The organism is Thalassiella azotivora, assembly GCF_054781695.1.
Genome location: NZ_BAAGTX010000014.1, coordinates 111,509 through 125,227 on the forward strand (window position 1 = coordinate 111,509; position 13,719 = coordinate 125,227).

Consider the following 13,719-nt stretch of genomic DNA (forward strand, 5'->3'; position numbering starts at 1 on the left):
CGTGGAGGCCGCCGGGGTGCTCGTCGTCGGCGAGGCCCTCGTGGACGTCGTCCACCGCCCGGACGGCTCCGTCAGCGAGCACCCGGGGGGCAGCCCCGCGAACGTCGCCCTGGCGCTGGCCAGGCTCGAGCGCCCCACGTACCTGCTCACGCACGTCGGGGACGACGCCCGGGGGCGGTCCGTGGTGGAGCACCTCGAGGCGTCGGGCGTCCGGATCGTGCCCGGGTCGGTGACCGCCGAACCCACCAGCACCGCCGTCGCGACGGTCGGCGAGGACGGCGGCGCCCGGTACGAGTTCGACCTGCACTGGGACCTCCCCGACACCGACCTGCCGCCCGCGCCGCTCGCGGTGCACACGGGGTCGATCGCCGCGGTGCTGCAGCCGGGGGCAGCCACGGTGGCCCGCGTCCTGCGGGGGGCGCACACGCGGTCGACGACCACGTACGACCCGAACCTGCGCCCGGCCCTGATGGGGTCGGCGGCCCAGGTGCGGCCTGCGGTCGAGGCGCTCGTGGCGTCGTCCGACGTCGTGAAGATCAGCGACGAGGACGCGCGGTGGCTGTCGCCGGCGGACGACCCGACGGACCTCGTACGCCGGTGGCTGACCCTCGGACCGGCTGTCGTGGTGCTGACCCGCGGCGGAGACGGCGCGACCGCGGTCTGCGCCGCCGGGGAGGTGGACGTCGCCGCCCCGCGAGTGGACGTCGTCGACACCGTCGGGGCGGGCGACACCGCCATGGCCGGTCTGCTCGACGGCCTGTGGCAGGCCGACCTGCTCGGCGCCGAGCGGCGGGAGGCGCTGCGCGACATCGGTCTCGACGTGCTGCGCGACGTGGTCGCGCACGCCGCCCGGGTCGCCGCGGTCACGGTCTCCCGCCCGGGCGCCGACCCGCCCACCCGGGCCGACCTGGCCTGACTCCCCGCCCCGACCCTCCCCCGCCCCGACGCTCCCTCACCCCGACGTCACTCCTGACCTCACCCCCGGCCCCGCGAGTCGGACAGACGCGCCGCCGGCGGGTCGGACGCCGCGGCGTGTCCGTCGGACCCGCGGGGTGGGTGAGTGGTCGAGTGGGGCGGGCGAGCGGGTCGAGGCGGGCGGGGCGAGCTGGCGCGGCGAGCGGGGGCGAGCGGGCCGGCCGTGCGCGGCGTCCCCTCCACACGAGGGCAGGGTTCGGCGCGCCGTCCACAGCCGCCGGTGCGACGGCGCCGGGGCGTCTCCCGCCCGGCGTCCACTGCGTGCGTGACCCGACCGACCGTCCCACCACCACTGCGCGCAGCACCCTTCGCCGTCGCCGCCGCGGACGAGTGGATCCCGCGCAGGCGGCTGCGCACCAGCGCCTACCAGCACCTGGCCCGTGGTGCGTGGTGGACGGCCGACGGGACCGTCGACTTCGGACGTCGGCTCCAAGCCTTCAGGGCCGTCCTGCCTGAGCGCGTCGTGACCTGCGGCCTGGCGGCGGCGTGGGAGTTGGGCACGTGCGTGGCGCGCACGGACGACCTCGTCGTCGTCAACCTGCTGCCGCGCGGTGCGGCGCGCTCGCGGGCGGGGCTGAGGGTCAGGGCGCAGCAGCTGCCGCCGCAGCACGTGCTCGAGGGACCGGCCGGGTGGTGCACGACCCCCGCCCGCACGGTCGTGGACCTGCTGCGCGACCTGCCGCCCGTGCGCGCCGTCCCGGTCGCCGACGCCCTGCTCCGGGCGACGCGGACGGCGGTGGAGGAACTGGTCCCGGTGCTTGCGGCCTGCGCCGGCGGGCGAGGGACGAGGCGGGCGCACGCGCTCGTCCCCCAGCTCGATCCGGGCAGCGAGTCACCGCGCGAGTCGCTGCTCAGGCTCCTCGTGCTGGACGCCGGGCTGCCCCGGCCGGTCAGCCAGTACGAGGTGCGGACCCCAGCCGGCGCCTTCGTCGCGCGCTTGGACCTGGCCTGGCCGGGCCAGCGGGTGGCTGTCGAGTACGACGGCGCCCACCACCGGGAAGCGAGGCAGCACAGCGCGGACCTGGCGCGGCACAACCGCCTGCGAGCACAGGGCTGGACGGTGCTCCAGGTGGACGCGCAGGTGCTCGCCCGGCCCGCGGCGCTGCTGGCTCAGCTGCGGCACCTCCTGGGCGGCGACGGCACCGCCTGACGCGCGCGAGGCGGACGGACACGCCGTGGCCAGCGAAGCGCCGGCGGCGTGTTCGTCCGCCTCGTGGGGTGCGTGGGTCGGGTGGGTGGGTGGCTCGGGTGGATGGGTGGCTCGGGTGGATGGGTGGGTGAGTGGCCGCGGGAGTGAGCGGGCGGACGGTCAGCTGGCCTGGCGGCGCTCGTTGCGCTCGGCCTGCCGCCGGTCGGCCTCCTTCGCCCGCTCCAGCGACTCCTTGCGCAGCCGCTCGTTCTCCTCCTGGATGCGGATCGCCTCCTCCTCGTCGCGGGTGAGGCTGTCCCCGGACTCGGGGTCGAACAACTGCATCCGCCGCGGGTCGAACCACAGGCGCGCGCGGTCGCCGTCACGGACGCGGCTCATCGCGTCGAGGGACACGACCAGCTGGGTGCGCATGCCCTCGCCGTCGAGCTCGCGGTCGAGCTCCTCCAGCTTGGCGTGCACCGCCTCGTCGGCCTCGAACGGGATGTAGGCGTACAGGGAGTCGCCGAGCCACTCGGTGACGTCGACGTCGGCCTCGAACGTGACACCCCGCTCCACCTTGTCGCTGTCCATCACGTCGGCGTCCTCGAAGTGCTCGGGTCGCACCCCGGCGATGACGAGGTCCTTGCCCTGCACCCGCTGCGCCACCGCGTCGGGCAGCTGGACGTCGACGAACGGCAGGTGCAGGGTGCCGCCGTCCACCCGGCCCGGCATGAAGTTCATCGGCGGCGAGCCGATGAACCCGGCGACGAACAGGTTGACCGGCTGCTCGTACAGCTCACGCGGCGACGCGCACTGCTGCAGCACGCCCTTCTTGAGGACGGCGACCCGGTCGCCCAGCGTCATCGCCTCGGTCTGGTCGTGCGTGACGTAGATGGTCGTGGTGCCCAGCCGCCGCTGCATGCGGGCGATCTCGGTGCGCATCTGCCCGCGGAGCTTGGCGTCGAGGTTGGACAGCGGCTCGTCGAACAGGAACGCGTCGGCGTCGCGCACGATCGCCCGGCCCATCGCGACGCGCTGGCGCTGGCCGCCGGACAGGTTCGCGGGCTTGCGGTCGAGGTGGTCGCGCAGCTCGAGCAGGTCGGCCGCCCGCTCCACCTTCTGCCTGACCTCGGAGTCGTCGGCCTTGGCCAGCCGCAACGGGAACGCGATGTTCTCGAAGACCGTGAGGTGCGGGTACAGGGCGTAGTTCTGGAAGACCATCGACAGGTTGCGGTGACGGGGCGCCTTGTCGTTGACCCGGTTGCCGTTGATGAGCAGGTCGCCGTCGGAGATGTCCTCGAGCCCGACGACCATCCGCAGCAGCGTCGACTTACCGCAGCCGGACGGCCCGACGAGGATCATGAACTCGCCGTCGGCGATGTCCAGGTTGACGTCCTTCACCGCGTGGAAGCCGTCGCCGTAGACCTTGTCGATGTGCTTCAGCTCGATCGCTGCCATGGGGGTATCTCCTTCTCGAGCAGCCGGTCAGCCCTTGACGGCGCCGTTGGTGAGGCCGGCGACGATGCGCCGCTGGAAGATGAGGACGAGGACGACGACGGGGATGGTGACGATGACCGCGGCCGCGGAGATCGCCCCGGTGGGCTCCTCGAACTGCGAGGCGCCGGTGAACAGCGCGAGCGCCGCGGGCACCGGGCGGGACGCCTCCGTGGACGTCAGCGAGATGCCGTAGACGAAGTCGTTCCAGGCGATGAAGAACGCGATGATCGCGGTGGTGAAGACACCCGGTGCCGCGAGCGGGACGATCACCTTGCGGAACGCCTGCCAGGACGTCGCGCCGTCCACCTGGGCGGCCTGCTCCATCTCCCACGGGATCTCGCGGAAGAACGCCGACAGCGTCCAGATCGAGATCGGCAGGGTCAGGGACAGGTAGGGGATGATCAGGCCGGGCCAGGTGTCGTAGAGCCCGATGGTGCGCCAGACGTTGAACAGAGGGGTGACGATCGAGATCACCGGGAAGATGGCCACCGCGAGCGCGGTCGTGAGGATGACCTTCTTGCCGGGGAAGTCGAGCCGGGCGATCGCGTACGCGGCGAACATCGCGAGCACCACCGACACCAGCGTGGCGATCAGCGAGATGCCGATGGAGTTGCGCAGCGCCGGCAGGAACAGGTCGGAGGCGTCACCGGTGAGGATGAGGGCGTAGTTGTCGGTCGTCGGGTCCGGCGGCAGGAACGTCTGGGACGTGAGGTCCGCCCCCCGCTTGAAGCTCAGCGAGATGATCCAGGCGACGGGGATGAGGGCGTACAGGACGATGAGCAGGCCCGCGACGTACCAGAGGACCTTCTCCTTGGTCGAGTAGTTCTGGCTGTCCACTACTTCTCACCCCTCGCCTGGGCCAGGTCGACCTTGAAGATCTTGATGAAGCCGACGCAGATGAGCACCACGGACAGGAACAGCAGGACCGAGTACGCCGAGCCCAGGCCGATCTCGAGCCGGGAGATGGTCTGCCGGTAGGCGCCGAACGACAGCGTCTCGGTGCCGGCCGAGCCGCCGGTCATGATGAAGACGTTGTCGAAGATGCGGAAGGCGTCGAGGGTCCGGAACAGCAGGGCGACCATGATGGCCGCCTTCATGTTCGGGATGGTGACCTTCCACATCCGCTGCCACCAGGTGGCCCCGTCGACCTTCGCGGCCTCCTGGAGGTCCTCGGGGACCTGGGCGAGACCGGACAGGATGAGCAGCGAGATGAACGGCGTGGTCTTCCAGATCTCCGACATCATGATCACCGAGACGGCGGTGCCGAAGTCGGCGAACCAGTCGGTCCCCTCCAGCCCGAAGGTGGGGTTGACGAACCCGGAGGTGATGTCGAAGGCGAAGAACCAGGCGAACGCCGAGACCACGGTGATGATGGCGTAGGGGATGAGGATGGCCGTCCGCAGGATCGGGCGGACCACCTTGAGCGCCTTCATCATCACCAGGGCGAGGGCGAAGCCGAGGACGAGCTCGACGAGCACCGTCACCACCGTGATGAGCACGGTGACGCCGAACGCGTCCCACCACACGGGGTCGGTGAGGATGACGACGTAGTTGTTGAGGCCGACGAACCGGCGGGACTCGGGGTCGGTGAGCCGGTAGGCGAACAGCGAGTCGTAGGTGGCCTGCAGGATCGGGTAGGCGGTGACGGCGACCATGACGAAGAAGGCCGGCCCGGCGAGCATCCAGGCGAGCTTGCGCTCCCCCTTGGCCCGGTCGGACGTCGTGACCTTGCGCGTCGTGCGCCGGGCCCGGGTGCTCTCGGCCTGCTCGTGCGGCGGCTGCTTGGACAGGGTGCTCACAGCAACGCATCCCCTCTCAGGACCGCGGTGATCAGCTCCTCGGACCGTTCGGGCGTGGTCTGCGGGTCGACGCTCGACGGTGGCTGCCAGGTCCGCTGGATGCCGACGGAGATCTCGTTGTAGTACGGGGTCTGCGGCCGCGGCGCGGCCTGCTCGAGGGACTGACGGATCGTCTCGGCCATCGGGTACTGCTCGAGCACCTGCGGGTCGGAGAAGACCGTGGCCTTCGCCGGCGGGTTGCCGTCGGAGAGGAAGTACTCCTTCTGCTTCTCCTCGGCGACGATGCACCGGCCGGCCTCGAACGCCAGGTCGACGTTCTCGCTGAGCGAGCTGACGCCGATGTTGATGCCGCCGTACGGCGGCGCGGACTCGGTCCCCTGCTCCACCCGCGGGTAGATCGCCCAGCCGTAGTCCTCGAACTCCTCCGGCGCCAGGTTCCCCGCCTCGACGTAGCCGGCGGCCCGCTGGTAGACGAACGGCCAGTTGACCATGAAGCCCGCGTCCTCGGACTCGAACATCGTCGCGTTGATGTCCTCGTTGGCGGTCGCGAGCTGCGGACCGCCGACGTCCGCCTCGGCGATCGAGGAGATGACCTGGGCCGCCTGCTCGCCCGCCTCGCTGTCGATCCCGAGCTCGTACTCGGTGGCCTCCGCGTCGGGGTTCTCCAGGATCTGCCCGCCCGCCGACTCGATGAGGGCGTTCACCCACACCGTCATGGACTCGGCGCGCGTGCCCTGCACCGCCAGCGTGGTGCCGGTCTGGTCGGCGGCCTCGACCAGCTGGTCCCAGGTCACCGGCTGCGACATGTCCAGGCCCGCCTGCTCGGCGACGGACTGGCGGTACCAGAGCAGCTGGGTGTTGGCCCAGAACGGCAGCGTCACCAGCTCGTCGTCCCAGGTGGCGCCCTCGAGCGCCCCTTGGACGACGTCCTCGGTCACCTCGTCCTCGACGTCGTCGGGGACGTCGGCCAGGTAGCCCGCCGCCGCGAACTCGGGGATGAACGGCGGGTCCAGGCTCATCAGGTCGACGGAGGTGTCGTTGCCCGCGAGGCGCCGGACGAGCTGCTCGCGCTGGCCGGGCGCGTCCCGCGGCAGGCGCTGCAACGAGATGCGGTAGGCGCCGCCGGACTCCTCGGTGCACTCCTGGGCGATCCGCTCCTGGCCGCCGGAGTCCGGGTTGACGTACCAGTTCAGTGTCGGTGGCCCGCCCTCGTCGCCGCCGCAGGCGGTCAGGACGCCCAGGGACAGGGCCGCGACGACCCCCACCCCCAGCCTGAGTCGACCGTGCCTGGCACCCATGTCGCCTCCTGTTCGGCAGAGTCGGTGTCGCGGCGCCGCGGGCGTCGGTGATCACCGTGGTGTGTCGGTCCTACCCCTTCGGTGCCCCTCCCGCATCCCGAGCGGCGGGCTCGTCCGCGTGCTCCGACGGCCCCCGCAGCCGCGCCGGCGGGGCCGTCGTGCTGCGGACGACGAGCCGCACGGGCAGCAGGGTCTCCTCGGCCTCGTCCGGCGCCGGGCCGCCGGCGTCGATGGCGTCCAGCAGGCGCTGGGCCGCGACCCGGCCGTGCTCGGCGACCGGCTGCGCGACCGTCGTCAGGTCCCACAGGCGCGCCAGCTCGTGGTCGTCGACCCCGACCACCGACACGTCGTGCGGCACGCGCAGCCCGGCGCGCCGCAGCGCCCGCAGCACCCCGAACGCCATCTCGTCGGACTGGCTGAACACGGCGGTGGGGTACGGCGGGCCGGCGTCCAGGATCTGCTGCATCGCGACCTGGCCACCGTCGGCGGTGAAGTGGCCGTTGGGCCGCCACCGCGGGTCGACGCACAGCCCGTTCTCCCTCAGCACCTGCTCGTACGCCTCGAGCCGGTGCCGTGGGACGACGAAGTCCCAGGACTCCCCCGCGTCCCCGTTGACCACGGCGATCCGCTCGTGCCCGAGGTCGACGAGGTGCTGGACGGCGGTGCGCGCGGCGAGGCGGTCGTCGACCCGCACCCGCGGCAGGTCGGCGTCGTGCCCGACGGCGATGACGGGCACGCGCAGGGACCGCAGCCGGTCCGTCTCGTGCTCGGACATCGGCATCGCCATGGTGATCACGCCGCCGACGCGGCCGCGCGGCGGCAGGTCGGAGAAGAACGAGCGGCGGGCCTGCACGCTGTCGACGACGTACATGACGATGTCGTACCCGCGTTGGCCGACGACGGCGGACACGGCGTGCAGCACCTCGCCGAAGAACCAGCGACCCACGTGCGGGGTGACGACGGCGATGCTGCGCACCTTGCCGCTGGCCAGCCCGGCCGCCAGCGGGGACACGGCGTAGTCCAGCTCGACCGCCGCGGCGATCACGCGCTGGCGGGTCGTCTCGGCGACCTCCGGCAGCCCGCGCAGGGCGCGGGAGACGGTGGCGATGGACACCCCCGCCGTCCGGGCGACGTCGGCGATGCTCGCGGACCCGCCCTCGACCGGACGCACGGCCGCCGTCACCGCTCGCGGCGTCCGACGTCCGGGGACGGTCACGTGGCACCTCCGTCCGGCAGGTCCGCAGCGCACGGACCCTGCTCGGACACTGCACCATCCGGGGCCCGCCCGGCAAGCGCCCGTGACGCGCTCGTGACCGGCCGACCGGACGGCCGACGCCCGCGGATATCCTCGCGAGGCGACGCCAGCCACCACCCCGACCACCACCCCGCACCCCGCCGCACCGCCGCCCAGGAGACCCGTGTGACCGCGCCGTTCGACTACAGCGACCTGCTCCCCACCGGCCCGGACGACACGTCCTACCGGCTGCTGACCACGGAGGGGGTGCGGGTCGTCGAGGCGGCCGGGCGACGCTTCCTGGAGGTCGACGGCGAGGCCCTGCGGCTCCTCGCCAGCACCGCGATGCACGACATCGCCCACTACCTGCGGCCCGCGCACCTGGCCCAGCTGCGGCGGATCGTCGACGACCCGGAGGCGAGCGCCAACGACCGCTTCGTCGCCCTGGACCTGCTGCGCAACGCCAACATCGCCGCGGGCGGGGTGCTGCCGATGTGCCAGGACACGGGGACGGCCATCGTCATGGGCAAGCGCGGCGGGCACGTGCTGCGCGGGTCGGCCGCCGGCCCGGACGGGCTGGTCTACCGCAGCGACGAGGAGGCCCTGGCCCGCGGCGTGTACGACGCCTACACCTCGCTGAACCTGCGCTACTCCCAGCTGGCGCCGCTGACGACGTGGGATGAGCGCAACACCGGCTCCAACCTGCCCGCCCAGATCGAGCTGTACAGCGACACCTCGGACGGCCACGAGGACGCCTACAAGCTCCTGTTCATGGCCAAGGGCGGCGGCTCGGCGAACAAGTCGTTCCTGTACCAGGAGACGAAGGCCGTCCTGAACCCCGAGCGGATGATGGTGTTCCTCGACGAGAAGCTGCGCTCGCTGGGGACCGCGGCCTGCCCGCCGTACCACCTGGCCGTCGTCATCGGCGGCACGTCGGCGGAGTTCGCGCTGAAGACGGCGAAGTACGCCAGCGCGAAGTACCTCGACGCCCTGCCGACGTCCGGGTCGCCGTCGGGGCACGGGTTCCGCGACCTCGACCTCGAGCTGCAGGTGCTGGAGCTGACGCGCCGGTTCGGCATCGGCGCCCAGTTCGGCGGCAAGTACTTCTGCCACGACGTGCGGGTGGTGCGCCTGCCCCGCCACGGCGCCTCCTGCCCCGTCGCGATCGCCGTGTCCTGCTCCGCGGACCGCCAGGCCCTGGGCAAGGTCACCCCCGAGGGGGTGTTCCTCGAGCAGCTCGAGACCGACCCCGCGTCCTACCTGCCGGACACGACGGACGAGCACCTCGACGACACCGACGTGGTGCGCGTCGACCTGAACCGGCCGATGGCGGAGATCCGCGCCGAGCTGTCCCGGCTGCCCGTGCGCACCCGGCTGTCCCTGACCGGCCCGCTCGTGGTGGCACGCGACATCGCGCACGCCAGGATCAAGGAGCGGCTGGACGCCGGTGAGCCGATGCCGCAGTACCTGCGCGACCACGCCGTCTACTACGCCGGGCCCGCCAAGACCCCGGAGGGCTACGCGTCCGGGTCGTTCGGTCCCACGACGGCGGGACGGATGGACTCCTACGTCGACCAGTTCCAGGCGGCGGGCGGGTCGCTGGTGATGCTGGCCAAGGGCAACCGGTCGTCGCAGGTGACCCAGGCGTGCGAGCGGCACGGCGGCTTCTACCTCGGGTCGATCGGCGGTCCGGCCGCGCGGCTGGCCCAGGACTGCATCCGCTCGGTGGAGGTGCTGGAGTACCCCGAGCTGGGGATGGAGGCCGTCTGGCGGATCGAGGTGGAGGACTTCCCCGCGTTCGTCGTGGTCGACGACAAGGGCAACGACTTCTTCGCGGAGACCGCCAAGCCCGTCGCGATGAGCATCGGGCGCCGTCCGGGCGCCTGACCCGGGAGGCGGACGTCAGGCCGACGACGTCGGCCCGGGAGCCGGCGGCACCGACGCCTGGTCCGGAGTCGCCGGGTCGCCGAACTCGCGGCGTGCCTTCTCCGCGACCCGTCGGGTGACCGCCAGGTCGACCGCTCCGCCGACGACGGCCCCGACGAACGGCACGGCACGGGCGGCGCCGCCCGCAGCGACGCGACGGGTCAGGGGGCTGACGGCGCGACCGGCGGCGACGCGGGCGGCCGTGCGGGACGCCGCCCGGGCCTGCAGCCGCGGCGCGACGCCGCGCAGCGCCCGCTCCCCCACCTGCATGCCGACGCGCTTGGACGTGGTGGACGCCGACGAGCCGACGAGCAGACCGGCGACGCGGGCCCTGACCCGCGGGTCGTCCAGGTCGTGACCGTGGGCGTGGGCGACGGCGGCGGCCAGCCGGGCCTGGACGAACAGCGCGGCGGCGGTCGCGGGGACCAGGCCCACCGTCGCGGTGACCACCCCGCCGACCCCGGCCACGGCCCCCTGCACGGTGGCCTGGGTGCACTGGGTGCGGACGAGCCGGTCGAGTAGGCGACTGGTGGACAGGCCCCTGCGGCGCAGCGGGTCGACGAGGTCGGCGGCACCCTTGAGCGGGCCGACGCCCTCGACGGCGTACTGCACCAGGCGGCCCAGCGTGCGGTCCAGGACGTCGTCGTCCAGCGGCACGAGCTCGTCCATGCGCCACATCACACCACGCGGCGCTGCCGGCGGCGCCGGCTCCTGCCATCATCGGCGGCGTGACGGCAGAGCAGAGCACCCGCCCCACCACCCCCGCCGAGGCCTGGGCCGCCATGACCGCGGGCAACGCCCGGTTCGTGCGCAGCGAACCGGACCACCCCGACCAGGACGCCGCCCACCGCGCCGAGGTGGCGCAGGGCCAGCACCCGTTCGCGACGGTGTTCGGCTGCTCGGACTCCCGGGTGGCCGCCGAGATCGTCTTCGACCAGGGGCTCGGTGACCTGTTCGTGGTGCGCACCGCGGGGCACGTCGTGGACACCGGTGTGCTGGGGTCGCTGGAGTTCGGGTCGTCGGTGCTCGGCATCCCGCTGGTCGTCGTCCTCGGCCACGACAGCTGCGGCGCCGTGTCGGCGACGCTGGAGGCGGTGGCCAGCGGTGAGGTGCCCGGGGGGTTCCTGCGCGACGTGGTCGAGCGGGTCACCCCCAGCGTCCTGGTGGCCCGTCGCCGGCACGACGACGCGCCCACCCCGGACGAGGTCCTGGTGGCCCACGTGCAGCACACCGCGCGGCTGCTGACCGAGCGGTCCCAGGTGCTGGCGCGGGAGGTGGCCGAGGGCCGGTGCGCCGTCGTCGGCCTGGTGTACCGCCTCGTCGACGGTCAGGTGCGGCTGGTGCACCTCGACGGCGACGTCGGCGGTGAGCAGCCCGCCGGCGTCTGATCCAGCGGTGAGCGGCGTGATCGGCCCGGGGTCGCAGGTGCTGGCCCGGGCGCAGGGGGTCCTCGGTGAGCTCGTCCTGCGCCGACGGTCCGCGACCGACGGTCACCCGCTGGACGTCTCCGCCGTCGTCGAGCTGGTGTCCAACGGCGTCTTCCTGATGGACACGGGTGACGCGAGCACGGAGCGCCGGCTCGCCGACGAGGTCCTGGCCCGGCTGGCGGGCAGCCCCCTGAGCGTCCTCGTCGGCGGCCTCGGGCTGGGCTTCACCGCCGCCGCGGCGCTGGCCGACCCCCGCGTCCGGCGGGTGCACGTCGTCGAGATCGAGCCGGCGCTCGTGCGGTGGGTGCGCGACGGGCTGGTGCCGCAGGCGACCGGGCTGCTCGACGACGACCGCGTCGAGGTGGTCGTCGGGGACGTCGCCGACGTCCTGCGCCGCTGGCAGGGCCCGCTGCTGGACGCCGTGCTGCTGGACGTCGACAACGGGCCGGCGTTCCTCACCCACCCCGCCAACGAGGGGCTGTACGCCGACCAGGGGCTCGGCGCCGCCCGGGCGGCGCTGCGGCCGGGCGGCGTGCTGGCCGTCTGGTCCGCGGACCCCGACCCCGCGCTGGAGCACCGGCTCGCCCGGGTGCTGGGCGGGTGCGACCGCGTGGACCTGACCGTCGAGCGGCAGGGCCGCTCGCTGGACTACGTCCTGTACGCGGCCGTGCGCCGCTGACCCCCGGCCGCCCGGTGCGGCCGCCTCACTGCGGGCTCGTCCCGGCGAGCAGGCCCGCCAGCTCGGTCCGCGAGCGCACGCCGAGGCGGGTGAAGATGCCTCGCAGGTGGTGCTCGACGGTCCGGGTGCTCAGGAACATCCGGTCGGCCACCTCCTTGTTCGTCGCGCCCTGGGCCACCAGCACGGCGATCTGCTCCTGGCGCGGGGTCAGGTCGACGGTCACGTGGGGCCCCCCGGCGTCCCGCTCCCCCGCCGCACGCAGCTCGCTGCGGGTGCGCCGGCACCACGCCTCCTCCCCGAGGTGGTCGAACAGCTCCTCGGCGCAGCGCAGGTGCTCGCGCGCTTCCGCGGGGCGGCGGTGACGGCGCAGGTCCTCACCGAACAGCAGCTCGGTGCGGGCCCAGGCGAAGTCGGAGTCGCCGGCCCGGTGGGCGTCGACGGCCGCCTCGTAGTGGGCGTGCGCCTCGGTCGCGTCGCCGCTCAGGTGCGCCCGTCCCCGGCGGCACAGCGCCCGCCACGTGGGGCTGGGCGCCAGAGCCGCCCAGCCCTCCACGACGTCGAGGGCGACCACGGCCTGCGCCCGCACCGCGCCGGGGACGCCGCCGGCGCGTCCCACGGCCTCGACGAGGTGCAGTGCCGCGGGCACCTGCAGCGCCGAGCGGCGCGGGTCGGTGCCGCCGGTGACGAGCGGCGCCAGCCGGCCCACCGCGGACGGCGCACGGCCGGCGTGCAGGTCGAGGGCGGCCAGGGCCCAGGCGACCAGTCCCCGGACGACGGGTGTGGGCTCGGCGTCGCTGGGTGCCCTCAGCCGCCGCAGCCGGTCGTGGCAGGTGTCGGTGTCGCCGCTGAGGGCGGCCAGCAGCGCCGCCAGGGCGAGGCTGCCGGCGGCGACGCCGTCCTGGCCGGTCGCGCGGGCCAGGTGCGCGCTCTCCACGGCGGCGGTGGAGGCCTCGGTGTGCCGTCCCAGCGCCAGGTCGGCGTAGGCCGCGAGCTGCAGTGCGTGCGGGACGGTCGCGGCGTCCTGCCGGTCGCGTGCGGCCGTCACGGCGCGGCGGGCGATCCGGCGCGCGGCCAGGTCGTCGCCGACCACGATGGCCGCCATCCCCGCCCGCACCAGCGCGAGCGGGTCGCGCAACGGGCCGTTGGCGTCCTCCGCGCGGCGGACGACGAGGCCGAGCCGGTCCCGGGCCGTCGCGTGGTCGAGCCCGAGCGCGGCGGCGAGGCCGGTGAGGTAGGCCACCACCAGGTCCGCCCCCGGCACGCCCCGGGCGACGAGCGCGCGTGCCTGGGCCAGCGCGTCGGCGTGGTCGCGGGGCGCGGCGTCCTGGCAGACGGCGTCGGCCGCGAGCACGAGCGTGTCGACGGCCAGGTGGGGGTCGTGGGCGGCCAGCCCCCGGGCGGCGTCGAGCAGGGTGCCCCGCGCCGAGCCGACGGCGCCGCCGAGCAGCTCCATCCGCCCGGTGAGGGCCAGGGCGTGGGCGGTCGGGCCGGTGGACGGTCCCCGCAGCTGCTCCGCGCGGCTCAGGAGCGTCCGGGCGAGCAGCGGTTCGCCCGCGCGCCATCCCGCGTGGGCGGCGACCTCCAGCACGCACGCGGGCGTGACGCTGCGGCTGGGACCCGCCGCCTCGGCGCCCTGGGGACTGCCGAGGTCGGGCCGGATGCGCACGACGCGGGCCAGCGCCGCCGCGTCGACCGCGTCCACGGCGCGCGGCTCGGCGGCGAGCAGCTCCAGCGCGCGGGCGACGAGCAGCGGCC

General features: G+C 74.1%; 12 protein-coding genes. 5 read left to right on the plus strand and 7 right to left on the minus strand.

Annotated features, from left to right (window positions below; translation table 11 throughout):
• Position 1 precedes the first annotated feature (1 nt).
• Both ACYVQV_RS11500 and ACYVQV_RS11505 read left to right on the plus strand, forming a co-directional pair.
• Positions 2 to 916 (plus strand): carbohydrate kinase family protein, encoded by a 915-nt coding sequence (locus ACYVQV_RS11500; protein ID WP_461023421.1) that lies wholly within the window; start codon positions 2 to 4, stop codon positions 914 to 916.
• 324 nt (positions 917 to 1,240) lie between these two features.
• Positions 1,241 to 2,125 (plus strand): endonuclease domain-containing protein, encoded by an 885-nt coding sequence (locus tag ACYVQV_RS11505; protein WP_461023422.1) that lies wholly within the window; start codon positions 1,241 to 1,243, stop codon positions 2,123 to 2,125.
• A gap of 159 nt (positions 2,126 to 2,284) precedes the next feature.
• Here ACYVQV_RS11505 and ACYVQV_RS11510 read toward each other — a convergent pair whose 3' ends face one another.
• The 5 genes from ACYVQV_RS11510 to ACYVQV_RS11530 all read right to left on the minus strand — a co-directional run bounded on the left by ACYVQV_RS11510 (position 2,285) and on the right by ACYVQV_RS11530 (position 7,869).
• Positions 2,285 to 3,562, minus strand: a complete 1,278-nt coding sequence (locus tag ACYVQV_RS11510) for an ABC transporter ATP-binding protein (protein ID WP_461023423.1) — start codon at positions 3,560 to 3,562, stop codon at positions 2,285 to 2,287.
• Between the two features lie 27 nt (positions 3,563 to 3,589).
• Complete coding sequence (locus ACYVQV_RS11515) at positions 3,590 to 4,438, minus strand: carbohydrate ABC transporter permease (RefSeq protein WP_461023424.1); 849 nt, start codon at positions 4,436 to 4,438, stop codon at positions 3,590 to 3,592.
• Positions 4,438 to 5,400 carry a carbohydrate ABC transporter permease gene (locus ACYVQV_RS11520; RefSeq protein ID WP_461023425.1) on the minus strand — a complete coding sequence of 321 codons (963 nt, stop codon included), beginning with the start codon at positions 5,398 to 5,400 and terminating at the stop codon, positions 4,438 to 4,440. Before ACYVQV_RS11520 ends, ACYVQV_RS11515 begins: the two co-directional genes overlap by 1 nt.
• Positions 5,397 to 6,698 (minus strand): extracellular solute-binding protein, encoded by a 1,302-nt coding sequence (locus tag ACYVQV_RS11525; RefSeq protein WP_461023426.1) that lies wholly within the window; start codon positions 6,696 to 6,698, stop codon positions 5,397 to 5,399. The genes ACYVQV_RS11520 and ACYVQV_RS11525 overlap by 4 nt, the downstream gene beginning before the upstream one ends.
• A gap of 70 nt (positions 6,699 to 6,768) precedes the next feature.
• Positions 6,769 to 7,869 carry a LacI family DNA-binding transcriptional regulator gene (locus tag ACYVQV_RS11530; RefSeq protein ID WP_461023427.1) on the minus strand — a complete coding sequence of 367 codons (1,101 nt, stop codon included), beginning with the start codon at positions 7,867 to 7,869 and terminating at the stop codon, positions 6,769 to 6,771.
• A 249-nt stretch (positions 7,870 to 8,118) separates the two neighbouring features.
• Between ACYVQV_RS11530 and ACYVQV_RS11535 the strand changes: the two genes are divergently transcribed.
• Positions 8,119 to 9,819, plus strand: a complete 1,701-nt coding sequence (locus ACYVQV_RS11535) for a fumarate hydratase (RefSeq protein WP_461023428.1) — start codon at positions 8,119 to 8,121, stop codon at positions 9,817 to 9,819.
• 15 nt (positions 9,820 to 9,834) lie between these two features.
• Here the strand turns inward: ACYVQV_RS11535 and ACYVQV_RS11540 are convergent, their stop codons facing one another.
• Positions 9,835 to 10,527 carry an EcsC family protein gene (locus ACYVQV_RS11540; RefSeq protein ID WP_461023429.1) on the minus strand — a complete coding sequence of 231 codons (693 nt, stop codon included), beginning with the start codon at positions 10,525 to 10,527 and terminating at the stop codon, positions 9,835 to 9,837.
• A gap of 113 nt (positions 10,528 to 10,640) precedes the next feature.
• Here ACYVQV_RS11540 and ACYVQV_RS11545 point away from each other — a divergent pair, with 113 nt between their 5' ends.
• Both ACYVQV_RS11545 and ACYVQV_RS11550 read left to right on the plus strand, forming a co-directional pair.
• Positions 10,641 to 11,246: a carbonic anhydrase gene (locus tag ACYVQV_RS11545; RefSeq protein ID WP_461023444.1), complete on the plus strand. Its 606-nt coding sequence runs from the start codon at positions 10,641 to 10,643 to the stop codon at positions 11,244 to 11,246.
• Between the two features lie 7 nt (positions 11,247 to 11,253).
• Complete coding sequence (locus ACYVQV_RS11550) at positions 11,254 to 11,964, plus strand: spermidine synthase (RefSeq protein WP_461023430.1); 711 nt, start codon at positions 11,254 to 11,256, stop codon at positions 11,962 to 11,964.
• 25 nt (positions 11,965 to 11,989) lie between these two features.
• On the opposite strand, the gene ACYVQV_RS11555 is transcribed toward ACYVQV_RS11550, so the two are convergent.
• The coding region (locus ACYVQV_RS11555; protein WP_461023431.1) for a LuxR C-terminal-related transcriptional regulator at positions 11,990 to 13,719 on the minus strand (1,730 nt) is incomplete at its 5' end.